Raw genomic sequence first — 26795 nt, forward strand, 5'->3', positions numbered from 1 at the left:
TCGTAACTCAAGCTGTTGCGCCCTGCCCGCGTCCCTCGGACGTGGGCGGGGCCGCCGCGCGCCTCCGGGACCGGCTGCCGGCGCCCCGGCGGCTGCTCGTCGTCGTCCCGGACGGCGACGGGATCGCCCGCCGGGCCGCCGGGGAGCTCGTCGCCGAGGCCGGGAGCGATCCCCGGCTGCGGACCGTGGAGGTCTCGGTGTCCCGGCCGATGGTGCCGGACCGCGAGGACGAGTCCGGTGCCCTGGTCCTGCTCAGCGCGGGCAGCTGGACGGCGGCGGAGCTCGCCGGCATCGCCGAGGCGTGCGCGGACGCGGGGCACGAGATCGTCGGCGTCGTCCTGGCCGGCGCGGTCCGGGCCCGGCCGTCGCGGTCCGCCGGCCGTCCCCGGGACGCCGCGCCGGCGCTCGTCGGGAGCGGCGACACGACGGGGGGCGCACGGTGACGACGCGTACGACGGCGGACTCGTCGGCCGCCGCTCCGCTGCTCGACCTGCAGGCGCTGGTGGCGGCGGTGCGGAGGCGGCGGCGCTTCTGGGGCTCCACGGCGCTGCTCGGCCTGCTCATCGGCGTGGCGGTGGCGGTCCTGCTGCCGCAGCCGCCGACCGCGGTGACCAAGGTGCTGGTCGCCCATCAGGAGGACCAGCCGAACGACCCGGGAACGCTGATCCGTACCGACGTCGCGCTGCTGCAGACCACGCGGATCGGCGGAGAGGCGCTGCGGGCCCTCAAGTCCTCGGAGAGGCCCGAGGACTTCATGCGGGACTACGAGGGCATCGGCCTGACCAACAACGTGCTGCAGATCAGTGTGCGGGGCGACAGCGAGGCGGAGGCGGTGGCCCGCGCCCGGGCGCTGGCCGACGCGTTCGTCGCGGACCACGTGCGGCGGCTGCGGGAGGCGGCGAACGCCGACGCCAAGGCCCTGCTCGACCAGCGTGACCGGCTGCGGGACGAACTCGCCCGGATCAACAGGGAGATCGGGGGCGCGTCGCCGGAGGGCGCGCCGAGGGCGTCGGCGAACATGGAGTCGCTCTTCGCCCGCCGGGCCGAGCTCACCTCGCGGATCTCCGATGTCGGCCAGCGCGCCGAGGAGGCGCGCATCGGCATGCCCCGGCTCATCGCCGGCACCCAGATCGTGGACGAGCCGCGCGCGGTGCGGCGCTCGCTGCTCAAGACGGCCGCCACCGACGCCGCGATCGGGCTCGCCCTCGGGCTCGCGCTCGGGCTCGCGGTGGCCGCGGTCGGCTCGGTGGTGGCGGACCGCCCCGTGCTGCGCCGGGAGATCGCGGCGCACCTCGGCGCCTCGGTCATCGCGGAACTGCCCGGCCGGCCGCCCCGGCTGTGGGGGCGCCGAAAGGGCCGGGCGGCACGGACGAGGCTCATCTCGTCCCTGGCCCGGACCGTGCGCAACTCCGCGGAACCGCTGTCGCTGCTGGAACTGGGCTGTGCGCGCGGCACCGGCGCGCTCGCCCTGGACCTCGCCGGGGTGCTGGCGGCGGAGCGGCCGGTGGTCGTCGTCGACGGTCTGCCCGGCGGGCAGCTCGCCGACCGCCGCCCGAAGCCGGGAGATCCGGCCGTGGTGGGCGTCGAGCGCGCCGCGACCGTGCCGCACCAGGAGCGCCGGCTCGGCGTCGGCTCGGTGGCGCCCGGCGCGGCGTGGACCGAGCTCCCGTACCTCGGCACCCGGACCGTGCTCCTCGTGCGCGCCGGGCACGGCAGCGCCGCGTGGCTGCACACCGTGGCGCGGCAGCTCGCGGACCAGCGCATCGCGGTGATCGGCGTGGTGCTGATCGACCCCGATCCGCGTGACCGGACCGACGGCACGCTGTGGGAAGGGCCGCGGACCGCGCCGCGCGGCCGGAACGAGCCGCCGGCCCGGCCGAACGGGGCGGGCCGACGGCGGAAGGAGCGGCTGCCGATGTGGGCGGCGGCGGGCTCGGAAAACGACCAGGAGGCGCGGTAGGACATGTGTGGCATCGCGGGTACTTACCGGTGGCCGGACGGGAAGGTCGTGACCGACCGGCTCACCGACACCCTCGCCCATCGCGGTCCGGACGGAGCGGGCCGGTACGGCCACCCCGTCGGTGACGGCGAGGTGCACCTCGGGCACCGCCGGCTCTCCATCGTCGACCTGTCCGAGACCGGCGCCCAGCCGATGGCCTCGGGCGGCCTCGTCCTGACGTACAACGGCGAGCTGTACAACGCGCCCGAGCTGCGTGCCGAGCTGACGGCGGCCGGTGTGCGCTTCCGCGGCGCCTCCGACACGGAGGTGGTCCTGGAGGCCTGGCGGCGCTGGGGCACGGACTGTCTGCCGCGGCTGCGCGGCATGTTCGCGTTCGGGATCTTCGACGAGCGCACCGGTGAGCTGGTGCTCGCCCGCGACCAGCTCGGGATCAAGCCGCTGTTCCTGGTCCGGCGCGGCGGGGGTCTGGTGTTCGCCTCCGAGCTCAAGGCGCTCGCGGCCGTGACCGGCGGGTCGCTCGAGGTGGACCACGGGGCGCTCGTGGCCTCGCTGCTGTACTACTGGGTGCCGGACTCCCGGTGCGCGTTCCGCGAGGCGGAGAAGCTGCCGCCGGGCAGCTGGCTGCGGTGCCGGCCCGACGGCCGGGTGGACCGCGGCCGGTTCTGGCACCTGAAGGACGTCGCCGCCGAGGGCCGGGACCGGGCCCGGGCGGGTGAGCGGCCGGACCTCGCCGCCATCGTCGAGGAGTCCACCCGGCGCCATCTGGTCGCCGACGTGCCGGTGGCGACCTTCCTCTCCGGCGGGCTCGACTCCAGCTATCTGACCGCGCTGGCGGCCCGGGAGCGGCCGGGGATCTCGGCCTACACGATCGGGTTCCGTGCCGAGGACGCCAGGTTCGAGGCGATGCCGGACGACCTGCGCTACGCCCGGCAGGTGGCCCGGCGGTTCGGTGTCGACCTGCACGAGATCGAGATCGCCCCGGACGTGCTCGACCTGCTGCCGCGGATGACGTACCACCTGGACGAGCCGATCGGCGACCCCGCCGCGATCAACACCTTCCTGATCTGCTCGGCCGCCCGGGAGGCCGGGGTCAAGGTGCTGCTCTCGGGGATGGGGGCCGACGAGCTGTTCGCCGGCTACCGCAAGCACCTGGCCAACCTGCTCGCGCTGCGCTACCAGCGCGTCCCGCGGCCCCTGCGGCGCGGTCTGTCGGCGGCCGTGGACCGGCTGCCGGTCGCCACGGCCCGCCGGGGCTACCGGTCGGTGCGCTTCGCGAAGCGGTTCCTCTCCTTCGCCGACCTGCCGGAGGAGACCGCGTTCCGGCGGAGCTACACCATGTACGACCGGGAGGAGCTGCTCGACCTGGTCGATCCGGACCTGGCGGGGACGGTCGAGGACGTGCTGACCGAGCACGCGGACGTCTACGCGGACAACGAGCTCGACGACTTCGTCAACCGCATGTGCCTGGGCGACGCGCGGATGTTCCTGCCGGGCCTCAACCTCGCGTACACGGACCGGTCGAGCATGGCCGCGTCGACCGAGGTGCGGGTGCCGTACGTGGACGTCGAGGTGGTCAGGGCGGCGTTCGCCGTGCCCGGCGACCGCAAGATCGTCGGACGGCAGGGCAAGGCGGTCCTCAAGGAGGCGGCCGCCTCGGTGCTGCCCCGGGAGATCGTGTACCGGCCCAAGGGCCTGTTCAGCGCCCCGCTGCGCGCCTGGATGAGCCGGGACCTGGCACCGCTGGTGCGCGAGGTGATCCAGGACGGCGAGCTCGTCCGTGCCGGCTTCCTGCGCCGTGACGCGCTGGCGCGGCTGGCCGCCGAGGACGCCGCCGGGCACCGGGACCACTCCAAGCATCTGTGGCACGTGCTGACCCTCGAGTACTGGTACCGCGGCGCGACCGCCAAGGCCGACCAGAGCCCTTCCTTCACGGCGTAGAGAACAAGAGGACTTCGGTGAAACAGGTTGTGCAGAACTACAAGAGCGGCGAGCTGGCGCTGCTCGACGTGCCGGTGCCCGGGTGCAAGCCGGGTGGCGTGCTGGTCCGGACCGCCTTCTCGCTGATCTCCACCGGGACCGAGCTCATGAAGGTCTCCGAGGCCGGCATGTCGATGGTGGGCAAGGCCCGTTCCCGCCCGGACCAGGTGGCCAAGGTCATGCAGAGCGTGGCCGTCAACGGCGTGCCGGCCACCTACCGCAAGGTGATGGGCAAGCTGGACTCGTACACGCCGCTGGGTTACTCCCTGTGCGGGGTGGTCGAGCAGGTCGGCGCCGGGATCGACGACGTGAAGGTCGGCGACCTGGTGGCCTGCGCCGGCAACGAGCACGCGCTGCACGCCGAGCTGAACTGGGTGCCGAAGAACCTCTACACGCCGGTGCCGGACGGTCTCGCGCCGCGGCACGCCGCCTTCGGCACCGTCGGGTCGATCGCCCTGCAGGGCATCCGCCAGGGCGAGCCGCAGCTCGGCGAGGTGGCGCTGGTCATCGGCCTCGGGCTGATCGGGCAGCTGGTCGTGCAGCTGCTCACCGCCGCGGGGGTCCGGGTCGTCGGCGCCGACCCCGATCCGGCGCGCTGCGAGCTCGCCGAGCGCCTGGGCGCCGCGGCCTGCGGCGATCCGGCGTCCGCGGCCGTGGAGGCCGCCGTCGCCGAACTGACCGGCGGTCACGGCGTGGACCAGGTGTACCTGGCGGCCGGCGGCGGCAGCAACGAGCCCGTCGAGCTGGCCGCCCGGCTGTGCCGGGACCGCGGCCGGGTCGTCGACATCGGCAAGTGCCGGCTGGACCTGCCGTGGAACGCGTACTACGAGAAGGAGCTCGACGTCCGGTTCTCCCGCAGTTACGGCCCCGGGCGCTACGACCCGGAGTACGAACTGGAGGGGCGGGACTACCCGATCGGCTACGTGCGCTGGACCGAGCGCCGCAACCTGGCGTGCTTCCTCGACCTCCTCGCCCGCGGCAGCGTCGACGTGGAGCCCCTGGTCTCCCACGTCGCCGACTTCGACGACGCCGTCGAGACGTACCGGTCCCTGAAGGACGGCGAGCTGAAGGCCGTGGCCGTGCTGTTCCGGTACCCCGGGCAGGCGGCGGAGGCCGAGGCGGGAGCCGAGGCGGTGGCACCGGCGGTGGCCGTGCCCGCGGTGCGCGTGAAGCGGAGTCCGGCCCGGCCCCTGAGGACGCCGGTGCGGCTCGCGTTCGTCGGCGCGGGCAACTACGCCACGTCGATGCTGCTGCCGCACCTGACGGGGCGCGAGGGCGTCGAGCTGTCCACGGTCGTCACCACGACGGCGCTGTCCGCGGCCAACGCGCAGCGGAAGTTCGGCTTCGCCGGGGCGACCACCGATCTCGACGCCGTGCTCGGCGACGGGTCCGTCGACGCGGTGTTCGTGGTCACCCGGCACAGCTCGCACGCCGAACTGACCCGGAAGGCGCTGCTCGCCGGCAAGGCGGTGTTCGTGGAGAAGCCCCTGGCGCTCACCGAGGACGAACTGGCCGGCGTGCTCGCGGCGGTGGAGGAGTCCGGCAACGACCGGCTGCAGGTGGGCTTCAACCGCCGGTTCGCGCCGCTGCTGCAGGAGGCGAAGCAGCGGTTCGGTGCCCGGAGCGGTCCGGCGAACCTCCGCTACCTGGTCAACGCCGGCCGGCTCCAGCAGGGCAGCTGGTACCTCCAGCAGGGCACGGAGGGCTCGCGGTTCGCCGGCGAGGGCGGGCACTTCATCGACACGGCGAGCTGGCTCCTCGACGCCGACCCGGTCTCGGTGTACGCGGTCGCCCCGTCCGGCAACGAGGACCTGCAGGTCGTCCTGCGCTACCCGGACGGCTCCACCGCCACCATCAGCTACGTCACCACCGGGGCGCCCGGCTTCCCCAAGGAGACCCTCGACCTGCTCGCGGACGGCAAGGTGCTGCGGCTCGACGACTTCGTCCGTTCCTCGGTGTACTTCGAGAAGAGCACGGCCGGCCGCAAGCGCTGGGTCAGTTCGCGGCTGCCGAAGGCCCGGGACAAGGGCCAGAGCGCCCAGCTGGCCGCGTTCGTCAGGGCCGTGCGGACCGGCGGGCCGATGCCGGTGCCGCTGGAGTCGCTGGTCGCCACCACGGCGGCCACCCTCGCCGTGCGGACCGGCCTGGCGGGCGGCGTGCCGGTGACGCTGGCGGGCGAACGATGACGATGAGCGCGGGCTGGTACCTGCGGCGGCTGTCCGCGATGGGGCCGCGGGAGATCGGCGGGCGGACGGTCGACGCGGTGCGCAGGCGGCGGTGGCGGTCGGCACGGCCGGTCTGCCCGGCCGTGACCGGCGCCCGGTTCACCGCCGTACTGCCCGCCGGGACGATCGACGCGATACCCCCGGACGCCGCGAAGCGCCTCGTCGCCGAGGCGGACCGGCTGATGGCCGGGCACGCCGAGTACTTCGGGGTGGCCCGCGACGACCTGGTCGACCCGGACTGGGGGTACGACCCGAAGACCGGGCGCCGGGCGCCGGGGGGCTACGCCTTCGACGTGCCGTACCGGGACGAGGACGCGATCGGGGACGTCAAGCAGATCTGGGAGCTGTCCCGGCACCAGTACCTCACCGTGCTCGCCGCCGCCTATGCGATCACCGGGGACGAGCGGTACGCCGAGCGGGTGGACGCGCACCTGCGGTCGTGGTGGGCGGCCAACGCGCCGCTGCGCGGTGTGCACTGGACCAGCGGCATCGAGCTGGGGATCCGGCTGCTCTCCTGGGTGTGGATCCGCCGGCTGCTCGACGGCTGGCCGGGGGCGGCCGGGCTGTTCGAGGGCAATCCGGTGGCACTCCGGCAGATCTGGCACCACCAGCGCTGGCTGGCCGCCTTCCCGAGCCGGGGGTCCTCGGCGAACAACCACGTCATCGCCGAGGCCGCCGGGCAGTTCGCCGCGGCCTGCGCGTTCGGCTGGTTCCCCTCCTCGGCGCGCTGGCGGACCGACGCGCTGCGGTCCCTCGACCGGCACCTGCGGAGCAACACCTTCCTCTCGGGCCTCAACCGCGAGCTGGCCTCCGAGTACCACGGCCTGGTCCTGGAACTGGGCCTGGCCGCGGTGGCCGAGGCGGACGCCGCCGGCGTGCCGGTCCCCCCGACGGTCCGGCTCGTGCTGCTGCGGATGACCGACGCGCTCGCCGCCGTCGTGGACGACCGGCTGCGGCCGCCGCGCCAGGGGGACTCGGACGACGGGCACGGTCTGGTCGTGGACGGCGAGGGCACCGACCGCTGGGGCTCGCTGCTCGCCACCGGGGACGCCGTGTTCGGCCGGCTCCCCTGGTGGCCCGGGGTGACCGGCACCGACGTGCGCACCCCGCTGCTCGCCGCGCTCGTCCGGCCCCATCGTCCCGCCGTGTCCCGCCCGGCGAGCCGGCCGGCCCATTTCGCCGACGCCGGCATGACCGTCCTGCGCGGTCCCGGGGGGATCTGGTGCCGCTGCGACGGCGGTCCGCACGGATTCCTGTCCATCGCCGCGCACGCCCACGCGGACGCGCTGTCCGTGGAGGTCCGGCACGACGGCGTCGACGTGCTCGCCGACCCGGGGACGTTCTGCTACCACGGGCAGCCCGAGTGGCGGCAGTACTTCCGGTCGACCCTCGGCCACAACACCCTGCGGCTGGACGGCGAGGACCAGTCCGTCTCCGGCGGTCCGTTCCTGTGGACCCGGCGGGCGGAGAGCCGCGTCCTGGTCGCGGACGCCTCCGGCGAGGGCGTGGCCCGCTGGTGCGCCGAGCACGACGGCTACCTGCCCTCCGTGCACCGCCGCCGGGTGGAGCTGACGGACGCGACCCGGGAGCTGAGGATCGTCGACGAGGTGCGCGAAGGGCCTCGCCGGGCCGTGCAGTTGGTGTTCCACCTGGGTCCGGCGATCACCGCGGACCTGGTGGGAAGCCGGGCGGAGCTCAGCTGGACGCGGGACGGCGAGGACCGCTCGGCGGTGCTCGACCTGCCCGGGCAGCTGTCCTGGCGGGCGCACCGCGGCGAGAGCGAACCTTCCCCAAGCTCTTCGGGCAGGGGATACCCCATCCTCGGCTGGTACTCCGCGGGCTTCGGGCGCAAGGAGCCCGCCACGACGCTGGTCGGCACGGGCTTCACCGACAGCGCCGAAGGGTTCACGACCGTGCTCGGGTTCCACGGCTAGGAAGGAAGACCTTGGGGATCAAGTGGCGGCACCGGGTGGTGCCGGCGGCACCGCTCGCGCTGGCGCTGCTCGCGGCGACCGGCTGCGACAGCACGCCGGCCGCGCGGCCGAAGCCCGCCGCCGCGCCGCCGGCCTCCGTGACCGTGGCCGGGAGCGGGGTGTGCGCCGAGCCGGCGGCCGGGCCGGCGAAGGCGCCGGCGGGCGCGGTGACGGTCGATCCCGGGGTGGCCGGTGACCTGGCCGCGAAGACCGAGAACAGCCCTCCGGGCACCACCTTCTGGCTTCGGCCGGGCCGGCACACACTCGGGCCCGGCCCCTACGACCAGGTCCTTCCCAAGGAGGGGAACCGCTACCTCGGCGCGCCGGGCGCGGTGCTCGACGGCCGGAAGTTCAGCCAGTACGCGTTCGGCGGCACCGCCCGCGACGTCACCATCCGGTACCTGACCGTGCAGGGGTTCGCCGCCCCGCACGACGAGGGCGTGGTCAACCACGACATGGCCGACGGGTGGGTGATCGAGCACGCGACGATCCAGCACAACTCGGGTGCCGGGCTGATGGCCGGTGCCCGCCAGCAGGTCCGCGCCAGCTGTCTGCGCGGCAACGGGCAGTACGGCATGAACGCGTACAAGACCGGTGACTCCATCAAGGGCCTGGTGGTCGAGGGGAACGAGATCACGGGCAACAACACCGACGACTGGGAGCGGCGGCAGCCGGGCTGCGGCTGCACCGGAGGCGTCAAGTTCTGGGCCGTCGACGGCGCCGACATCCGCGGCAACTGGGTGCACGACAACCGCGGAAGCGGGCTGTGGGCGGACAACAACAACAACGACTTCCGCATCGAGGGCAATCTCCTCGAGGCCAACGACGGTGCCGCGCTGATCTACGAGACCAGCTACAACGCGGTCATCCGGAACAACACGATCCGGCGGAACAACTGGGTCGAGGGCCGTAGGTACGCGGAGGACGGCGACGACTTCCCGTACGCGACCGTCTACGTGTCCGAGGCCGGCGGCGAACCACGGGTCCGGGCCCGCACCGACAAGATCGAGATCTACCGGAACGTGCTGGAGGACAACTGGTCCGGGATCACCCTGTGGGAGAACGCCGACCGGTTCTGCAACAGCCCGGCCAACACCTCCACCGGTTACTGCACGCTGCTGGTGAAGGACACCGGCCGCTGCGCGCGGCCGGCGATCGCCACCGCACCGCTCTACGCCGACTGCCGGTGGAGGACCCGGCGGGTGGACATCCACGACAACCGCTTCGTCCTCGACAAGTCCGTCGTCGGCTGCACGGCGATGTGCGACCGCATGGCGGTGCTCGCCAACTTCGGCACCTATCCGGACTGGTCGCCGTACCGGGGCGAGCGGGTGGCCGAGGCGATCACCCACGGACAGGACAACCGCTGGCACGACAACGTCTACGTCGGGCCGTGGAAGTTCGTCGCCCACGACCCGGGCCGGGTCCTCGACTTCGGGCAGTGGCGGGACGCGCCGTACCGGCAGGACGCGGGCAGCACCCTCCGCGCGCGGGCCGGTGGTTGAGATGCTCACGGACCACACGTCGATGCGCACGGACCACACGCCGAGGACCGTCGGGATCGCCTGGGGACTGCTCGCCCTCAACACGCTCGGCTCCGCCGGGGCGAAGACCGTCGTCCCGCTGCCCCGCTCCCTCATCCAGATGATCACCATGGGCGCGCTGGTCGCCGCGTTCGCGCTGGCGCTCCTCGTCAATCCCCGGCTGCGCATCCGGCCCAGCGCCTTCGTCTTCCTGCTGACCCTGCTGCTCGTGCCGAGCGTGATCTCCAGCTTGGACGCCGGGGCCGGCGCGCTGTTCCGCTGCGCCCGGCTGACCCTCTTCGTCGCCACGCTGTGGCTGCTCAGCCGCTGGTGGGACGGCGGCCTGACGTTCGTCCGCCACCACATCCGGATGTACTTCGCGGTGCTCGGTCTCGTGGCCGCCGGGCTGGTCGTCTCACCGGGCACGGCCATGCCCGAGTACTACGGCGGGCGGCTCGTCGGCGCCCTGTGGCCGCTCACCCCGCCGCAGATCGGACAGTACGCCGCGGTGATCACCGGGCTCGGCGTGCTGCTCCTGCTGGGCCGCCGGACCACCGGGGCCAGTGCGGCGGTGGTCGTCGTGCCGAGCCTCGTCCTGCTCGCGATGACCCACACCCGGACGGCCACGCTCGGCCTGATCATCGGGCTGGTCCTGGCGATCGGCTCGCTCTTCCTGACCAGCGGCGCCGCCCGCCGGGTCTTCGCCTGGGCGGTGGTGTGCGCCACGGTGGCCGCGGTGGTGTTCGGCTCCGCGCTGCGGGCCTGGTTCCTGCGCGGGCAGAGCCAGGAGAACTTCTCCAACCTCACCGGCCGGGCCAAGGTCTGGGACGCCCTCCTCGCCGCACCCCGGACGACCGGCGAGAAGGTGTTCGGCACGGGCCTGGGCGACAAGTCCTTCGGCGGGCTCCCGATCGACAACAGCTGGCTGGCCGTCTACAACGAGCAGGGCCTGATCGGCGTCGGCATCGTGGCGGCGCTCGTCATCGTGCTGGGCGGCGTCGCGCTGCTGCGGCCGCCGTCGCTGTCGCGGGCCTGCGCGATCTTCCTGATCAGCTACTGCGGGCTCTCCTCGTACACCGAGGTCGGGCTCGGCGACGCCTCGGCGTACCTGCTGCACCTGGCCCTGGCCGCCTCGCTGCTCGCCGCACCGGCCCCCGCCGCGGCCGCGCCGCTCCCGACGGCGGAAGTTCCTCGACGACGTATCCCGCAATGGGCCCGGAGGGTGACCTGAGCATGCATGTCCTGGTGGTGCACAACCGCTACTCCTCGGCGCAGCCGAGCGGGGAGAACAGGGTGGTCGACGAGGAGGTGGGGCTGCTGCGCGCGGCCGGCCACCGGGTCGACCTGTTCGAGCGGCGCAGCGACGACATCGCCGGCCGGTCCCTCCTCGGCAAGGCCGCGGTGCCGCTCCTCGTGCCGTGGAACCCGGCGGTCCGCACGGAGCTCGCCGCCCGGCTCCGCGCCGACCGGCCGGACGTGGTGCACGTCCACAACGTCTTCCCGCTCCTGTCGCCGGCGGTGCTCGCCGCCTGCGCCGACGTCGGCGTGCCCGTCGTCGCCACGCTGCACAACTACACCCAGGTCTGCCCGCCGGGCACACTGCACCGGGACGGCCGGCCGTGCACCGAGTGCGTCGGTTCGAGGACGTCGCTGCCCGCCGTCCGGCACGGCTGCTACCGGGACTCCCGCCTGGCGACGGTCCCGCTCGCGGTCAGCCTGTCGGTCAACCGGCGGCGGTGGTGGTCCGGCGTGGAGCGGTTCTTCTGCATCTCCGCGGCGCAGCGCGACCTCCTGGTGCGGTCCGGCATGCCGGCCGAACGCCTCGCGGTGAAGCACAACTTCGTTCCGGACACGGGCGCCCGGCGGACGGGCGACGGCGAGCACCTGCTCTTCCTCGGCCGGCTCGCGGAGCCCAAGGGCGTACGGCTGCTCATGGCCGCGTGGGACGAACTCGCCGCGGACGGCGGGGTGGGCGTGCCGCTCGTGCTCGCCGGGGCGGGGCCGCTGGAGCGGGAGGTGGCCGCCTGGGCGGCGGACCGGGACGACGTGCGGTACGTCGGCCTGTACGACCCGGAGGAGTGCCGGCGGGCCGTCGCGCGGTCGGTCGCCGTGGTGGCTCCCTCGACGGCCAGGGAGACCTTCGGCCTGGTGGTCGCGGAGGCGATGGCGGCCGGGGTCCCGGCCGTCGCCGCCGGTCACGGCGCCTTCGTCGAACTGGTCGAGGAGGGGGTGACCGGGCTGCTGCACCGGCCGGGCGAGGCCGCCTCGCTCGCGTCCTGCCTGCGCCGGATCACGGCCGGGCCGGTACGGGGCCGGGAGATGGGGCTGGCGGCCCGGCGCCGTTACGAGCAGGACTTCAGCCCGGCCGTCGGGCTGGAGCGCCTGGTGGATGGGTACCGCACCGCGATCGCGGGTCGGACGGAATCAATAGGGGGCAGTAAATGACACGATGCCGACTCTGCGGCTCGGCGGCGCTCACGAGCGTCGTCGACCTGGGGGCGACACCACCGTGCGAGAGCTTTCTCGCCGCGGACCAGCTGGACCGGCCGGAGCCCGCGTACCCGCTGCACCTGCGGGTCTGCACCGACTGCTGGCTGGCGCAGATCCCTCCGCTGATCACGCCGGAGGAGACCTTCGAGGAGTACGCGTACTTCTCCTCGTACTCGACCTCCTGGGTGGAGCACGCCCGCACGTTCGTCGCGGACGCCGTGGAGCGGCTCGCCCTCGGCGCCGACGCCTTCGTGGTCGAGGTGGCGAGCAACGACGGGTACCTGCTGAAGCACGTGGTGGACCGCGGGATCCGCTGCCTCGGCGTCGAGCCCTCGGTGAACGTCGGCGCCGCGGCACGAGAGGCGGGGGTGCCCACGGTCACCGAGTTCCTGAGCCCGGACACCGGCGCGGCCGTCCGCGCCGAGCACGGCCCGGCGGACCTGGTCGTCGCCAACAACGTGTACGCGCACATCCCCGACGTCGTCGGCTTCACCCGGGGGCTGCGCGCCCTGGTCGCCGACGACGGCTGGGTCTCCATCGAGGTGCAGCACCTGCTGACCCTCATCGAGGAGAACCAGTACGACACGATCTACCACGAGCACTTCCAGTACTACACGGTCGCGTCCGCGGCCCGGGCGCTCGCGAGCGGCGGCCTCGCGCTCGTGGACGTCGAGCTGCTGCCCACGCACGGCGGCTCCATCCGGCTGTGGGCCCGGCCCGCCGGGGTGGCCGGCGAGCCCACGGCGCGGGTGGCCGAGGTCCTGGACCGGGAGAAGGCCGCCGGACTGCAGGACCTGTCCGGGTACGCCGAGTTCTCCGACCGGGTGGCCAAGGTGCGCCGGGACCTGCTGCGCTTCCTCATCGAGGCGGCCGAGCGCGGCGAGACGGTCGTCGGCTACGGCGCGCCGGGCAAGGGCAACACGCTGCTCAACCACTGCGGCATCCGGCCCGACCTGCTCTCGTACACGGTCGACCGCAACCCCTACAAGCACGGCAGGTTCACACCGGGCACCCGCATCCCGATCCTGCCGCCCGAGCGGATCGCAGCCGACCGGCCGGACTACGTCCTCGTCCTGCCGTGGAACCTGCGGGCCGAGCTGGTCGAGCAGCTGTCCTTCGTGGGCGACTGGGGCGGCCGTCTCGTCTTCCCCATCCCGGAACTGAGCGTTGTCGAGGTGCCAGCGAAAGAGGTCACAGCATGAAGGTCGTCCTGTTCTGCGGCGGTTACGGGATGCGGATGCGCAACGGAACCTCCGACGACGTGCCCAAGCCGATGGCGATGGTCGGCCCGCGGCCGCTGATCTGGCACGTCATGCGCTACTACGCGCACTACGGGCACACGGAGTTCATCCTGTGCCTCGGCTACGGCGCGCACCACATCAAGGAGTTCTTCCTCAACTACGAGGAGACGACGTCCAACGACTTCGTGCTGCGCGGCGGCCGGACCGAGCTGCTGTCCACCGACATGTCCGACTGGACGATCACGTTCGCCCAGACCGGCATCGAGTCGCCGATCGGGGAGCGGCTGCGCCGGGTGCGGCACCACCTGGACGGCGACGAGATGTTCCTCGCCAACTACGCCGACGTGCTCACCGACGCGCCGCTGCCGGAGATGATCGACCGGTTCGCCCGGCGGGACGCCGGCGCGTCGATGATGGTGGTGCCGCCGCAGTCCTCCTTCCACTGCGTGGAGTTGGGCGAGGACGGGCTCGTGGGGGGCATCACCGCGGTCAGCGAACTGCCGCTGTGGGAGAACGGCGGCTACTTCGTGCTCCGCCAGGAGGTCTTCGACCACATACCGGAGGGCGGGGACCTGGTCGCCGACGGCTGTGCCGGCCTGGCCAAGGAAGGCCGTCTGGTGGCGCACCGGCACCGCGGCTTCTGGAAGCCGACCGACACGGTGAAGGAGCGGGCCGCGCTCGACGAGGCCTACGCCCGGGGCGACCGGCCGTGGGCCGTGTGGGAACGGGACACCACGGGGGTGACCGCTTGATCCGCCTCGGCACCGGGCGCCTGGACCGGATCGTCGCGGTGGGCGCGCACTGCGACGACATCGCCATCGGCGCCGGCGGCACGCTCCTCGCGCTGTGCCTCGCGCGGCCGGGCACACGCGTCGACGCGCTGGTGCTCTCCGGCGGCGGCGGCGAGCGGGAGCAGGAGGAGCGGGCCGCGCTCGCCGCCTTCTGCCCGGGCGCCGACCTGCGGCTGACCGTGCTCAAGCTGCCGGACGGCCGGCTGCCCGCCCACTGGGAGGAGGCCAAGGCGGCGGTCGAGGAGCTGCGCGAGCGGACCGATCCGGATCTGATCCTGGCCCCGCGCACCGAGGACGCGCACCAGGACCACCGCACCCTGGCGAAGCTGATGTCCACCGCGTTCCGCGACCATCTCGTGCTCGGCTACGAGATCGTCAAGTGGGACGCCGACCTCGGCCGTCCGGTGGCGTACCAGCCGCTGTCGCCGGAGATCGCCGAGGAGAAGGTGCGGCTGCTGCAGGAGCACTACCCCTCGCAGCGGCACCGGCCCTGGTACGACCGGGAGGCCTTCCTCGGCCTCGCACGGATCCGCGGCATCGAATGCCACGCGCGCTACGCCGAGGCGTTCGCCGTCACCAAACTCACTCTCGACCTGGGGGACTGAACCTTGCGCGTACTGCTGACCGGGCACCAGGGCTACCTGGGAACCGTCATGGCCCCCGTCCTCGCCGCCGCCGGGCACGAGGTCGTCGGGCTCGACTCCGGCCTGTTCGCCGACTGCGTGCTCGGCCCGGCGCCGGCGGACCCGGCGGGACACCGGGTGGACCTGCGCGACGTCACGGCCGAGCACGTGACCGGGGTGGACGCCGTGATCCATCTGGGCGCGCTGTCCAACGACCCGCTGGGATCGCTGGCGCCGGAGCTCACCTACGACATCAACCACCACGCGTCCGTGCGCCTCGCCCGGCTGGCCCGCGAGGCCGGGGTGAAGCGCTTCCTGTACGCGTCGACCTGCTCGGTGTACGGGGCCGCCGGCGGCGACGAGCTGGTGACCGAGGACGCCCCGCTGCGCCCGGTGACGCCGTACGCGGAGTCCAAGGTGCGGGTGGAGGACGACCTGCACGCGCTGGCCGACGACGACTTCACCCCGGTGTACATGCGCAACGCCACCGCCTTCGGCTACTCCCCCAGGCTGCGCGCCGACATCGTCCTGAACAACCTGGTGGGCCACGCGCTGCTGTCCGGCGAGGTGCTGGTGCTCTCCGACGGCACGCCCTGGCGCCCGCTGGTGCACGCCGCCGACATCGCGCGGGCCTTCACGGCCGCGCTCGAGGCGCCCCGGGAGGCGGTGCACGACCGGGCGTTCAACATCGGCAGCGAGGTCAACAACGTCACGGTCGCCGAGATCGCCGCGCAGGTCGCCGAGGCTGTGGACGGCGCGAAGGTGGTGATCACCGGCGAGACCGGTGCCGATCCGCGGTCGTACCGGGTGGACTTCTCCCGGCTCCGCGCCGCGATACCCGGCTTCGACTGCGAGTGGACGGTGAAGCGGGGCGCGCTGGAACTCGCCGAGGCGTACCGGAAGCACGGCCTCACCCGGGAGGACTTCGAGCGGCGCTTCACCCGCCTCGCCGTGCTGCGCGCGGCCTCCGGCACCGGCGCCGTCGACGACACCCTGCGGTGGCGCCGATGACGGCGGCCGGCGAGGAGATGCACGCGCTGGTGGAGCGGTTGTACCCGCTGTGCCGGAGCATCACCGGCGACGGGGTGCGCGCCACCCTGGACATCGTCGGCGAGCACGTCCCGCTCCAGGTGCACGAGGTGCCGACCGGGACGCGGGTGCTGGACTGGACGGTGCCGCAGGAGTGGAACATCCGGGACGCGTACGTGGCGGACCCCACCGGCAAGCGGGTCGTGGACTTCGCCGCGTCCAGCCTGCACGTGCTCGGCTACAGCGTGCCGGTGTCGGCGACCATGCCGCTGAGCGAGCTGCGCGGGCACCTGCACACCCTGCCGGAGCAGCCGAAGCTGGTCCCGTACCGCACCAGTTACTACAAGCCGGAGTGGGGCTTCTGCCTGGCCCAGGAGACCCTGGACGCGCTGCCGGACGGCGAGTACGAGGTGCGGATCGACTCCACGCTCGCCGACGGCCACCTCACCTACGCCGAGCACGTGGTCCCCGGGCAGGTCGCCGACGAGGTGATCGTCTCCTGTCACGTCTGCCACCCGTCGCTGGCCAACGACAACCTGGCCGGCATCGCGGTGGCGGTGTTCCTCGCCCGGGCGCTCGCGGAGGGCACGCCGTACTACACGTACCGGTTCCTCTTCGCGCCCGGCACCATCGGGGCGATCACGTGGCTGGCCCGGAACAGGGAGCGGATCGACCGGGTCAGGCACGGGCTCGTGCTGGCCTGCGCCGGCGACCGGGGCAGCCTGACGTACAAGCGGAGCCGGCGCGGCGACGCGGAGATCGACCGGGTGATGCGGCACGTGCTGACCGCCTCCGGACGGCCGCACGACATCGTCGAGTTCACTCCGTACGGCTACGACGAGCGGCAGTTCTGCTCGCCCGGCTTCGACCTCGGCGTGGGCTCGCTCACCCGTACCCCGTACGCCGGCTATCCCGAGTACCACACCTCGGCGGACAACCCGGACTTCGTCTCCCCGGAGGCGATGGAGGACACGCTCGCCGTCTGCCGCGAGGCGTTCGCCGTCCTCGACCGCAACCGGCGGTACCTCAACCTCAGTCCCCACGGCGAACCGCAGCTCGGCCGGCGCGGGCTGTACGACGCGCTCGGCGGCCGCAGCGACACCAAGCAGGCCCAGATGGCCATGCTCTGGGTGCTCAGCCTCTCCGACGGGGAGCACGGTCTGCTGGACGTCGCCGAGCGGTCCGGGCTGCCGTTCGACACCGTCGCCGCCGCCGCGGACGCCCTGGGTGCCGCCGGGCTGATCAAGGCATGACGCCGATGACCACCGAGGAGGAGGAGAAGACGGCGGCATCGGCCGGGTCCGTCCGGCGTGCCGTCGTCGGCCGGCTGTCCTGGGGACTGGCCGACCAGGCGGCCTCCAGCATGTCCAACTTCGTGGTGGGGTTCTACGTGGCGCGCTCGCTGGGGGTGACCGCCTTCGGCGTGTTCAGCCTGGCGTGGGTGACCTACGGCGTGGTGCTCGGCGTCTCCCGCGGGCTCGCCACCGATCCGCTGGTGGTGCGCTTCAGCGGCGTGCCGGAGGCGTCCTGGCGCGGGGCGGTGGCCCGGTCGTCGGGCGCCGCGCTCGCCGTCGGCGCCGCCGTCGGCACGGTGTGCCTGCTGGTCGGGCTCGCCCTCGGCGGCGGCGTGGGGGCCGCGTTCGCCTGCCTGGGCGTCGCCCTGCCGGGGCTGCTGCTGCAGGACGCCTGGCGGTTCGCCTTCTTCGCCGCCGGCGCCGGACGGAAGGCGTTCGTCAACGACCTGGTGTGGGGCGCCGCGCTCGTCCCGGCCATGCTCGTGGCGGCCCGCGTGGGCAGCGTGGCCGCCTTCCTGCTCGCCTGGGGCGCGTCCGCCGCGGTCGCCGCGGCGTACGGCCTGCTCCAGTCCGGCATCCGGCCCCGGCCGGCCGAGGCGCGCGGGTGGCTCCGCGAGCAGCGCGACCTCGGCTACCGGTACCTGGTCGAGAACGGCAGCCTCAGCGGCGCGGGCCAGCTGCGGTCGTACGGACTCGGCGTGATCGTCGGGGTCGGCGCGGTGGGCGCGGTCCGGGGCGCCGAGCTCCTGCAGGGCCCGTTCCTCGCCCTGCTGATGGGCCTTTCGCTCGTCACCGTCGCCGAGGCGGCACGGGTGCTGCGCCGGGCCCCGCACCGCCTCGGCAGGTTCTGCCTCCTGCTCGGCGGCGGGCAGGCCGTCGCCGCGCTGCTCTGGGGCGCGGCGCTGCTCCTGGTGCCCGACCGACTCGGCGAGTTCGTGCTCGGCGGCGTCTGGCACTCCGCCTCGGAACTCATCGTGCCGGCCACGCTCGGCGTCGCGGGCGCCGGCCTCGGCACCGGCGCGGCGGCCGGGCTGCGCGCGCTCGGCGCGGCCCGGCGCAGCCTGCGCGCCCAGCTGTTCGCCTCCGCCTGCTACGTCGCCGGCGGGCTCGGCGGGGCGGTCGTGGCCGGCACCGTCGGCTCGGCCTGGGGCGTCGCCACCGCGACCGCCGCCGGCTCGGCCGTGTGGTGGCTGCAGCTGCGCTCCGCCCTGCGGGAGCACCACCGGAACCCGAACCACGAAGTGAGGACCTCATGACCGCCCGACCCCGGCTGAGCATCGGCCTGCCCGTGTACAACGGCGAGGAGTACCTCGCCGAGTCGCTCGACGCGCTGCTCGGCCAGACGTACGAGGACTTCGAGCTGGTCGTCTCCGACAACGCCTCGACCGACGGCACGCGGGACATCTGCCGCCGGTACGCCGAGAAGGACTCCCGCATCCGCTACATCCGGCTGTCCCGGAACATCGGGGCCGCGCCCAACCACAACTACGTCTTCACCGAGTGCCGGGGCGAGCTGTTCAAGTGGGCCTCGCACGACGACCTGTACGCCCGGGACCTGCTGCGGCGCTGCGTGGAGGCGCTCGACGAGCGGCCGGAGGTGATCCTCGCCCACGCCGACCAGGCCGTCATCGACGCCGACGGCCGGGTGAAGGTCCCGTACGAGTACAAGCTCGCCACCGCCTCCCCGCACGCGCCGGAGCGCTTCCGCAGCATGCTCTTCGAACCCGGTGGCGACGACTTCTACGGGGTGATGCGGGCCGACGTGCTGCGCCGGGTGAAGCCGCACGACAGCTACCACCACGCGGACCGCACCTTCGTCTCCGAGATCGGCCTGCACGGGCCCTTCCACCAGGTGCCGGAGCTGCTGTACTTCCGTCGCGACCACCCCACCCGCGCCGAGCGGGCGAACCCCTCCAAGCGCTCCCGGTGCGTCAACCTGGACCCGCGCCGGGCAGGTCCGCTGCACCCGACGCCCCGGCTGCTCGCCGAGTACGTCTGGGGCTTCGTCTCGGCGATCCAGAGGGCCCCGCTGTCCGCCGCCGACCGGCGCGCCTGCTACCGCCACCTCGCCGCCTGGGCGACCAGCCGGGCCCGGCCGGGCGCCGGCGAGCGGGTCGAGGACCGCACGCCGGTCGACCCGGCGCTGCTCGCCGTCTCCGTCGACGACCTCGTGGCCGGGCGTGTGGGAAGGCGGTCATGACTCCGGTGCGGGTCGGGGTCTTCGGCCTGCTCGGCTCCGGCAACCTCGGCAACGACGGATCGCTCGAAGCCGTGCTCGGGTACCTCCGCGCCGAGCACCCGGAGGCGGTCGTCGACGCGCTGTGCGGCGGACCCGAGACCGTGACGGCCCGGTACGGGATCCCCGCGACCCGCCTGCACTGGTACCGCGGGGAGTACCGGACCGCGTCGCGCGCGGGCGCGGTCGCGGGGAAGGGCCTGGGCAAGCTCGTCGACGTCGTCCGCACCGCCGCCTGGGTGCGCCGGCACGACGTGGTGATCGTGCCGGGCATGGGCGTGCTGGAGGCCACGCTGCCCCTGCGGCCGTGGGGCTTCCCGTACTCGCTGTTCCTGCTCTGCGCGACCGGCCGGCTCCTCGGCACCCCGGTCGCGCTCGTCGGCGTCGGCGCCGCCGCGATCCGCGACCGGCCGACCCGGGCCCTGGTGCGCTGGTCGGCGCGGCTCGCCGCGTACCGGTCGTACCGGGACGTCCAGTCCCGCGACGCCATGCGGGCGATGGGCGTGGACACCACGCGCGACGAGGTGCATCCGGACCTGGCGTTCTCCCTGCCGACACCGCCTTCCCCCGAGCTCTCGGCTTCGCTCGAGCAGGGAGGTGCCCCCGCCCCGGCCGGCCCTCCGGGCCTGGTCTGCGTCGGCGTCATGGCCTTCCACGGCGGCAACGACGACCGTGCCCGGGCCGAGGAGATCCACCGGCGCTATCTCGACGGGACGATCCGCTTCGTCCGCGCGCTGGTCGAGGACGGCAGGCCGGTCCGGCTGCTCACCGGCGACGGCGTCGACGCGACGGTGGTCGCCGCGATCCTCGGCGCGGTGGACTCGCCGCTGGTCACCGCCGCCGAGGCGTCCTCACTGGCCGGCCTGATGAAGGAGACGGCGGCCGCCGACAGCGTGGTGGCGATCCGCTACCACAACCTGATCTGCGCGCTGAAGACCGGCACTCCGGTGCTCGCGCTCAGCTACGCGGCGAAGAGCGACGCCCTCATGGCGCAGATGGGTCTCGCCGAGTACTGCCACCCGGCGCGCGAGGTCGACGCCGACCGGCTGCTCGAACAGTTCCGGGAGCTGGAGAAGCACTCGGCGGAGCTGCGGCAGACGCTCGCCGAGCGGAACCGGGCAGCCGCACGACAACTCAACGTCCACTTCGCCGCCTTGACGGCGACCCTGTTCCGTACAACCTCTCGGAAGGCTCCATGAAAGCGACCGAAGTCCCGGAGATCGCCGGCGCGTACCTGTTCGAGCCGACGCCGTACGCCGACGAACGCGGCTTCTTCTGCCGCACCTTCGACGCCGACGTGGTGCGTTCGGTGGGCATCGACCCGGACGCCTTCGTCCAGGACAGCCTGTCCCGCTCGGTCCGGGGCGTGCTGCGCGGTCTGCACCTGCGCTCCGGCGAGGGCGAGGCCAAGCTGGTGCGCTGTTCGTACGGGAAGGTCTTCGACGTCGTCGTGGACCTGCGGCCCGACTCGCCGACGTACCTGAACCGGGCCTCCTTCGAGCTGTCCGGCGAGACGCAGACGACCCTGTACATCCCGGCGGGGTGCGCGCACGGCTTCCAGGCGCTGACCGAGACCGCCGACACCTCGTACCGGATCGACCGCCCGCACGATCCGGCGGAGGACGTGACGATCGCCTTCGACGACCCGGAGCTGGCCATTCCCTGGCCGCTGCCGGTCACGTCGGTGTCCCGGCGGGACCGCGAGGCGCCGAGCCTCGCCGAGGTCCTGAAGCAGAAGGAGAGCTGAGGCGGCCGTGGACACCGAAGAGTTCGAACTCCCCGCGTCCCGGCGGGCGAACGAGCGCCTGCACACCCTGATCCCCGGGGGCGCGCACACCTATGCCAAGGGCGACGACCAGTACCCCGAGAACCTGGCTCCGGTCATCAGCCACGGCCGCGGTGCCCATGTGTGGGACGTCGACGGCAACCGGTACGTCGAGTACGGCTCCGGCCTGCGGTCGGTCAGCCTCGGCCACGCCCACCCGCGCGTGGTCGAGGCGGTCCGGCGGGAACTCGACCGCGGCAGCAACTTCGTCCGGCCGTCGATCCTGGAGGCCGAGGCGGCGGAGCGCTTCCTGGCCACGGTGCCGACCGCCGAGATGGTGAAGTTCGCGAAGAACGGCTCGGACGCCACGACGGCCGCGGTCCGCCTCGCCCGCGCCGCCACCGGACGTCCGCGGGTGGCGATCTGCGCCGACCACCCGTTCTTCTCGGTCGACGACTGGTTCATCGGCACGACACCGATGAAGGCGGGAATCCCGCCCACGGACCTCACGCTGACGTTCCCCTACGGAGACCTGAAGGCCACGGAGGCCCTGCTCGCCGAGCACGAGGGCGAGATCGCCTGCCTGATCCTGGAACCCGCCACCCACGCGGAGCCGCCGCCCGGCTACCTCGCGGGCCTCCGTGACCTGGCCGACCGGCACGGCTGCGTCCTGGTCTTCGACGAGATGATCACCGGCTTCCGCTGGTCCGAGGCGGGCGCCCAGGGCCTGTACGGAGTCGTCCCCGACCTCTCGACGTTCGGCAAGGCGCTGGGCAACGGATTCGCCGTCTCCGCACTGGCGGGCCGCCGCGACCTGATGGAGCGGGGCGGCCTGCGCCACTCCGACGACCGGGTGTTCCTCCTCTCCACCACGCACGGCGCGGAGACGCACTCCCTGGCGGCCGCGATGGCCGTACAGACCACTTACACGGAGGAGGGGATCACGGCCCGGTTGCACGCCCTGGGCGAGCGCTTGGCAGCCGGAGTCCGCGAGGCCGCGACGGCGATGGGCGTGGGCGAGCACGTAGTCGTACGGGGCCGGGCCAGCAACCTGGTCTTCGCCACCCTCGACGAGAACGGGCAGCCCTCGCAGGAGTACCGCACCCTGTTCCTGCGCCGGCTCCTCGCGGGCGGGGTGCTGGCCCCGTCGTTCGTGGTGAGCAGCGCGCTCGGCGAGGCGGACATCGACCGCACCGTCGACGCCGTGGCCCAGGCCTGCGCGGCGTACCGGAAGGCGCTGGACGCCGGCGACCCCACCCCGTGGCTGGCGGGCCGCCCGGTGAAGCCGGTCTTCCGACGCCTGGCATGACGTCGCCTCCTGACGTCGCCTCCTGACGTCACCTCCTGACGTCACCGACGACCGTCGGCCACCCGATCGACGCCCCAGGCGACCGCCGGTACCACCGCCATCGCGGTGCACCAGCCGCCGAGGGCGTCGGTCGGGTAGTGCGCGCCCAGGACGACCTGCGCCCAGCCCATGGCGGCGCCGGCGACGAGCGCCGCGGTGAACACGAACGACACTCCGGCCGCCCTGCCGAGGCCGAGCCGTCCGGCCAGGAGCAGCGCCACCACGAGAGCGAACGCGGTCAGAAAAGCGGTGTGCCCACTCGGGTAGGACAGGTTGTCACCGTGGATGGTGCGCCCCACCAGGAACTTGAGCAGCCTTGCCGTCCCCACGGCCGCGGCGACCCCGACCCCGACGAGCACGGCGGCCCGGGGCCACCGGAGCAGCAGGCACCCCGCCACGGCGGCCACGACCAGAGCGGCGGCCCCCACGGGCTCCCCCAGGAAGTCCGTGGCCAGGGCGACGTCCCGCCAGGATCCGGCCACCCCACCCAACACGTCCCGAACCCGCAGGTCCATCCCACCGGGCTGACCGTCACCGGCGTACCGGACCCCGAACACGAAGACCACCGCCGCGGCGAATCCCGCGATCCCCCCGAGCCCCACCCGTACCGCCGAAGGCAACACCCCGGCGACAGAAGCCCCGTTCACCCGTTCACGCCGCATTCTCCCCCGCCCGTCAGGACCGAATCCCACTCCGCACCCGGCACTTGCCACCCTAATCAACAAAGCGGGCACGGGCGTGGGGGACGGCCAGGTGCCGTCACCACGGCCCGGATCCGTCCACGCGAGCGCCGCGGGGGGGGGACGGTCGAGGGCGGGACTCCCCCGCGACGGGGGCCCGGGCGGTCCCGCCCGCGACGCCCGTGCCCGCACGGGATCGATCGGCCCGGGGTCAGGGACAGATGATCACCTGCGCCGCGTAGCTGAGGCCCGCGCCGAAGCCCATCAGGAGGATCGGGTCGCCGGGGCGGACCTGGCCGAGGTCGATGAGCCGGGAGAGCGCCAGCGGGACGGATGCCGCCGAGGTGTTGCCGGTCTCCACGATGTCCCGGGCCACGGCGGCGTTCGTGGCGCCCAGGCTCGTCGCCAGCCGCTCGATCATCCGCAGGTTCGCCTGGTGCGTCACGAAGCCCTTGAGCTCGGACGGGGCGATTCCGGCGCGCGCACAGGCGGCCGCGGCCACCGCGGTCAGTTCCGAGGTCACCCATCGGTAGACGGCCTGGCCCTGCATGGTCACGCTGCCGTGCCGGTCGGGAATGGCGACGAGACCGGCCTTGTCGCCGTCCCCTCCCCACTCCACCGGGTGGATCCCGGTCCGCTCGGCGGCGACGACGACCGCGGCACCGGCCCCGTCCGCGAACACGGTGGCGGTGTCCACGTCGTCCGGGTCCACCCAGTCGGTCATCCGCTCGGCCCCGATGACCAGGGCACGCCGGCTGACGCCGGAGCGGACGAGGCCGTCGGCGACTCCGAGGGCGTAACAGAAGCCCGCGCAGGCCGCGTTCACGTCGAAGGCGGCGATGTGCGGGACTCCCAGGAGCGCCGCGACGGATGCCGCGCCGCTCGGCATGGGGGACGGCATGGAGCAGGTGGCGAGGACCAGCAGGTCGACGTCGGCGGAGGTGAGGCCCGCCGCGGAGAGCGCCTTGGCCGCCGCGTCGGCCGCCATTCCGGTGACGGTCTCCTCCGGTCCCGCGAACCGCCGCTCGCGGACGCCCACCCGCCGCTCTATCCACTCGGCGGTGACGCCGAGGCCCCCGCCCAGCTCCTCGTTGCCGACGAGGCGTTCGGGGCGGACACCGGCCACCGCCGCGATCCGGGAACCGGCCCCGGCCCCGGCCCCGGCTCCGAAACCGTCCAGAGCAGATGAATTGGACAACATACGGTCACCTCGACTGACTGCGGTGGCGGACGGTCCGGAGGAAACCGGGAATTCGGCTCTCCGGAGACTCCGGAAATTTGAGATGTCACACTTTGGGGCACTACGGATGACATGACGAGCGCCATCCTTTGCACGGAGTCGTCAATTCCACTTTTTGACGGGATTCCCTTGCCGCACGACCGGCCGAAGGGATCGCACGGCGGCGCGGATTGCATTTCACCAGCGCTCCTCCTGCGGCGAACAGCCGTTTCACCATGGGGAGTTGACCCCTCAACAAATCTTGTGCACGATCACTGACTCAGGCCGCATTGGCTTGATCGAGACCGCCGCGTCGACATACGCTCCCCGGGCGGCGGACAAAATCGTTCGGATTCCTTCGCTGCGACGACTTCCTCAAGGAGTTGGAGAGCACATGCACGGGGACAGGCTTCAGGTCGGCGGACGCGCCGAAAAAAGAAGAGAGATCGGTGGCGGCCGATTCGCCTCGGTGGAACGGTCCGCCTTAGGGGTGCTGACGCCACGGGAGCTCGAAGTGTTCAGCGTGTTACCGGACGGCGAGGGCAACCGGGAGCTCGCCCGAAGGCTCGGCATCGCGGAGCGGACGGTCAAGGCCCATCTGACAAGCATCACGAGGAAGCTGGGGCTGCGGTCCCGGGTGGAGGCCGCCCTGCTCTCCGCGGAGTGGTCCGACGAGCTCCGGCCGGACCCGAAGGGCCTCGACAGGCCGTAGTGACACCTTCATGACCGGGTCTCTTCCGATGCGTCCGGGCGGGCCGCCCGGACCTCACGACGTCGATGTGTGGACGCTCCGGATTCCGGACCACGCGGCGGCGGCCGCCGCACGCGCCGGGATCCTCGACGCCGAGGAGGCGAGGCGTGCCGCCGGGTTCCAGGACCCGGCGGCGCGCACGCGCTTCGTCACCTCCCACGTGGGGCTGCGCGTGCTGCTCGGCGCCCGTCTCGGAACGCCTCCGCAGGACGTCACCCTGGTCCGCGAACGGTGCGGGATGCCCGGCTGCGAGAAGCCGCACGGGCGTCCCGCCGTCTCCGGCCACCCGGGCGTTCACTTCTCGCTCTCGCACGCCGGGGACCTCGCGCTCTACGCGCTGGCCGCCGCACCGGTCGGGGCCGACATCGAGTCCCCGGAACTCGCAGGCGACGGCCTCGAACGGATGGCCAGGCGCCTGCACCCCGACGAGCGGCGCGCCCTCGACGCCCTGCCTCCCGCCGCGCGCCCGGAAGCGCTGCTCGGCTGCTGGGTGCGCAAGGAGGCCTTCCTCAAGGGGATCGGCACCGGACTGCCCGGTGGGGTCGGCGCCCATCACGTCGGCCTCGCCGCGGCGCTGGCGCCGTCCTGGGCGCCGCCCGCGCCCGCCGGCTGGACGCTCTTCGACGTGCCCGCGCCCGACGGCTGCCACGCGGCCGTCGCCGTGCGCCTCCGGGCGTCCGCGGGACAGGAACGGCACCCCGTCATGCGTACCTCCCCACTGGTACTGGAGTGACGCGCTACCGCTCCGCCGCCGATGTGACCACCTTGTTCAGCCGGTGCATCCGGGTCGCCAGGCTCATCCGGCCCTCGAGACGGAACGCCGGCGGCCGCCGTCCGTCCACGTCGGCGAAGCCGTACTCCACCGCCAGGTCGCCGGTGCTGAGCACCTTGCCCGAGCGCTCCATCACCCCGGGGTCCGCGAGGAGGGCCGTGATCGCCCGCCCCACGTACTCCGGGGAGTGCACCACCGACGCCGGACCGTCGCCCATCGCCTCCCACGCGGCCTCCACCCGTTCCGTACGGACGAAGCCGGGGTGCAGGGAGAGCGCCGCGACACCCTTCTTGCGCAGATCGGCGGCGAAACCGCGGCACATGCGGTCGGAGGCCGACTTGAAGACGTCGTAGCCGACCTGGCCGAGGTAGATGTCGCCGTCGGAGAAGCTGATGCCGACGACCAGGCCGCTCTGCCGCGGCAGCATCAGCGGAACGAGCCTGCGGGTGACGTCGTACTGTGCGCGCAGCGAGGTCTCGAACAGGTCGTAGCGCCACATCGGCTGGTCCCAGAACGGCGCGTCGAAACGCACCTCGGCGGAGCGCTCGTAGCCTCCCCAGGCGTTGTTGACCAGCAGGTCGAGGCCGCCGTGATCGGCCTGGACGCGGTCGGCGAGCGCCTCGTTGTCCGCGGCCGTTCCGTGGTCGCAGCGGACCGCGACGCCCTTGCCACCGCGCGCGGTGACCTCCTCGGCGGTCTCCTCCACCGTGCCGGGCAGCCCCTCGGTGCGCGCGCCGTCCCGAGTGCTGCGGCCCGTGACGTACACGGTGGCGCCCGCCGCGCCCAGCGCGAGCGCGATGCCGCGGCCCACGCCGCGGCTGGCGCCGGTGACCACGGCCACCTTGCCGCTCAGGTCCGGCGCGTTCCAGTCCTCGTTCACAGCACTGTCCTTCCGTT

22 protein-coding genes and 1 pseudogene are annotated in these 26795 nt (G+C 73.4%); 20 read left to right on the top strand and 3 right to left on the bottom strand.

The annotated features are described in order from the left end of the window. The 18 genes and pseudogenes from K7G60_RS26255 to K7G60_RS26340 all read left to right on the top strand — a co-directional run. Positions 1–443: pseudogene (locus K7G60_RS26255) on the top strand (polysaccharide biosynthesis protein); the annotation flags it as partial. Then, on the top strand, positions 440–1960 hold the full coding sequence (locus K7G60_RS26260) for a Wzz/FepE/Etk N-terminal domain-containing protein (RefSeq protein WP_225803418.1): 1521 nt from the start codon (positions 440–442) through the stop codon (positions 1958–1960). The pseudogene K7G60_RS26255 and the gene K7G60_RS26260, both read left to right, overlap by 4 nt. A gap of 3 nt (positions 1961–1963) precedes the next feature. Continuing rightward, a complete protein-coding gene (asnB, locus tag K7G60_RS26265; RefSeq protein ID WP_225803419.1) occupies positions 1964–3898 on the top strand; it encodes an asparagine synthase (glutamine-hydrolyzing) in 1935 nt (644 codons plus the stop codon). Positions 3899–3915: 17 nt separating this feature from the next. Next, positions 3916–6123 carry a bi-domain-containing oxidoreductase gene (locus K7G60_RS26270; RefSeq protein WP_225803420.1) on the top strand — a complete coding sequence of 736 codons (2208 nt, stop codon included), beginning with the start codon at positions 3916–3918 and terminating at the stop codon, positions 6121–6123. Then, positions 6120–8096: an alginate lyase family protein gene (locus K7G60_RS26275; protein WP_225803421.1), complete on the top strand. Its 1977-nt coding sequence runs from the start codon at positions 6120–6122 to the stop codon at positions 8094–8096. Before K7G60_RS26270 ends, K7G60_RS26275 begins: the two co-directional genes overlap by 4 nt. Before the next feature lie 11 nt (positions 8097–8107). Next, positions 8108–9640 (top strand): right-handed parallel beta-helix repeat-containing protein, encoded by a 1533-nt coding sequence (locus tag K7G60_RS26280; protein ID WP_225803422.1) that lies wholly within the window; start codon positions 8108–8110, stop codon positions 9638–9640. 1 nt (position 9641) lies between these two features. Then, positions 9642–10889: an O-antigen ligase domain-containing protein gene (locus K7G60_RS26285; RefSeq protein ID WP_374115688.1), complete on the top strand. Its 1248-nt coding sequence runs from the start codon at positions 9642–9644 to the stop codon at positions 10887–10889. 2 nt (positions 10890–10891) lie between these two features. Then, complete coding sequence (locus tag K7G60_RS26290; RefSeq protein WP_225803423.1) at positions 10892–12103, top strand: glycosyltransferase; 1212 nt, start codon at positions 10892–10894, stop codon at positions 12101–12103. Continuing rightward, positions 12100–13350, top strand: a complete 1251-nt coding sequence (locus K7G60_RS26295; RefSeq protein WP_225803424.1) for a class I SAM-dependent methyltransferase — start codon at positions 12100–12102, stop codon at positions 13348–13350. The genes K7G60_RS26290 and K7G60_RS26295 overlap by 4 nt, the downstream gene beginning before the upstream one ends. Beyond that, positions 13347–14141 (top strand): sugar phosphate nucleotidyltransferase, encoded by a 795-nt coding sequence (locus tag K7G60_RS26300; protein WP_225803425.1) that lies wholly within the window; start codon positions 13347–13349, stop codon positions 14139–14141. The genes K7G60_RS26295 and K7G60_RS26300 overlap by 4 nt, the downstream gene beginning before the upstream one ends. Then, the gene (locus K7G60_RS26305; protein WP_225803426.1) at positions 14138–14785 is read left to right on the top strand and encodes a PIG-L deacetylase family protein; all 648 of its coding nucleotides are present in this window, start codon (positions 14138–14140) and stop codon (positions 14783–14785) included. The genes K7G60_RS26300 and K7G60_RS26305 overlap by 4 nt, the downstream gene beginning before the upstream one ends. Positions 14786–14788: 3 nt before the next feature. After that, on the top strand, positions 14789–15814 hold the full coding sequence (locus K7G60_RS26310; protein ID WP_225803427.1) for an NAD(P)-dependent oxidoreductase: 1026 nt from the start codon (positions 14789–14791) through the stop codon (positions 15812–15814). Beyond that, on the top strand, positions 15802–17085 hold the full coding sequence (locus tag K7G60_RS26315; RefSeq protein WP_225803428.1) for a DUF4910 domain-containing protein: 1284 nt from the start codon (positions 15802–15804) through the stop codon (positions 17083–17085). Before K7G60_RS26310 ends, K7G60_RS26315 begins: the two co-directional genes overlap by 13 nt. Beyond that, positions 17082–18383 (top strand): hypothetical protein, encoded by a 1302-nt coding sequence (locus K7G60_RS26320; RefSeq protein ID WP_374115689.1) that lies wholly within the window; start codon positions 17082–17084, stop codon positions 18381–18383. Before K7G60_RS26315 ends, K7G60_RS26320 begins: the two co-directional genes overlap by 4 nt. Next, positions 18380–19327 carry a glycosyltransferase family 2 protein gene (locus tag K7G60_RS26325; protein ID WP_225803430.1) on the top strand — a complete coding sequence of 316 codons (948 nt, stop codon included), beginning with the start codon at positions 18380–18382 and terminating at the stop codon, positions 19325–19327. Before K7G60_RS26320 ends, K7G60_RS26325 begins: the two co-directional genes overlap by 4 nt. After that, positions 19324–20562, top strand: coding sequence for a polysaccharide pyruvyl transferase family protein (locus K7G60_RS26330; protein ID WP_225803431.1), 1239 nt, complete (start codon positions 19324–19326; stop codon positions 20560–20562). The genes K7G60_RS26325 and K7G60_RS26330 overlap by 4 nt, the downstream gene beginning before the upstream one ends. After that, on the top strand, positions 20559–21110 hold the full coding sequence (gene rfbC, locus K7G60_RS26335; protein ID WP_225803432.1) for a dTDP-4-dehydrorhamnose 3,5-epimerase: 552 nt from the start codon (positions 20559–20561) through the stop codon (positions 21108–21110). Before K7G60_RS26330 ends, rfbC begins: the two co-directional genes overlap by 4 nt. Positions 21111–21117: 7 nt before the next feature. Continuing rightward, complete coding sequence (locus tag K7G60_RS26340; protein ID WP_225803433.1) at positions 21118–22437, top strand: glutamate-1-semialdehyde 2,1-aminomutase; 1320 nt, start codon at positions 21118–21120, stop codon at positions 22435–22437. 41 nt (positions 22438–22478) lie between these two features. Here the strand turns inward: K7G60_RS26340 and K7G60_RS26345 are convergent, their stop codons facing one another. Both K7G60_RS26345 and K7G60_RS26350 read right to left on the bottom strand, forming a co-directional pair. Then, positions 22479–23138 carry a phosphatase PAP2 family protein gene (locus K7G60_RS26345; RefSeq protein WP_225803434.1) on the bottom strand — a complete coding sequence of 220 codons (660 nt, stop codon included), beginning with the start codon at positions 23136–23138 and terminating at the stop codon, positions 22479–22481. A 229-nt stretch (positions 23139–23367) separates the two neighbouring features. Continuing rightward, positions 23368–24357: a beta-ketoacyl-ACP synthase 3 gene (locus tag K7G60_RS26350; RefSeq protein WP_225803435.1), complete on the bottom strand. Its 990-nt coding sequence runs from the start codon at positions 24355–24357 to the stop codon at positions 23368–23370. A gap of 532 nt (positions 24358–24889) precedes the next feature. Between K7G60_RS26350 and K7G60_RS39490 the strand changes: the two genes are divergently transcribed. Beyond that, on the top strand, positions 24890–25087 hold the full coding sequence (locus tag K7G60_RS39490; RefSeq protein ID WP_374115690.1) for a helix-turn-helix transcriptional regulator: 198 nt from the start codon (positions 24890–24892) through the stop codon (positions 25085–25087). A 67-nt stretch (positions 25088–25154) separates the two neighbouring features. Then, positions 25155–25859 (top strand): 4'-phosphopantetheinyl transferase superfamily protein, encoded by a 705-nt coding sequence (locus K7G60_RS26360; RefSeq protein ID WP_225803437.1) that lies wholly within the window; start codon positions 25155–25157, stop codon positions 25857–25859. A 4-nt stretch (positions 25860–25863) separates the two neighbouring features. Here K7G60_RS26360 and K7G60_RS26365 read toward each other — a convergent pair whose 3' ends face one another. Beyond that, on the bottom strand, positions 25864–26778 hold the full coding sequence (locus tag K7G60_RS26365) for an SDR family NAD(P)-dependent oxidoreductase (protein WP_225803438.1): 915 nt from the start codon (positions 26776–26778) through the stop codon (positions 25864–25866). Positions 26779–26795: the final 17 nt, after the last annotated feature.

The sequence above is a fragment of the Streptomyces sp. NK15101 genome (genome assembly GCF_020400725.1).
GTDB lineage: Bacteria > Actinomycetota > Actinomycetes > Streptomycetales > Streptomycetaceae > Streptomyces.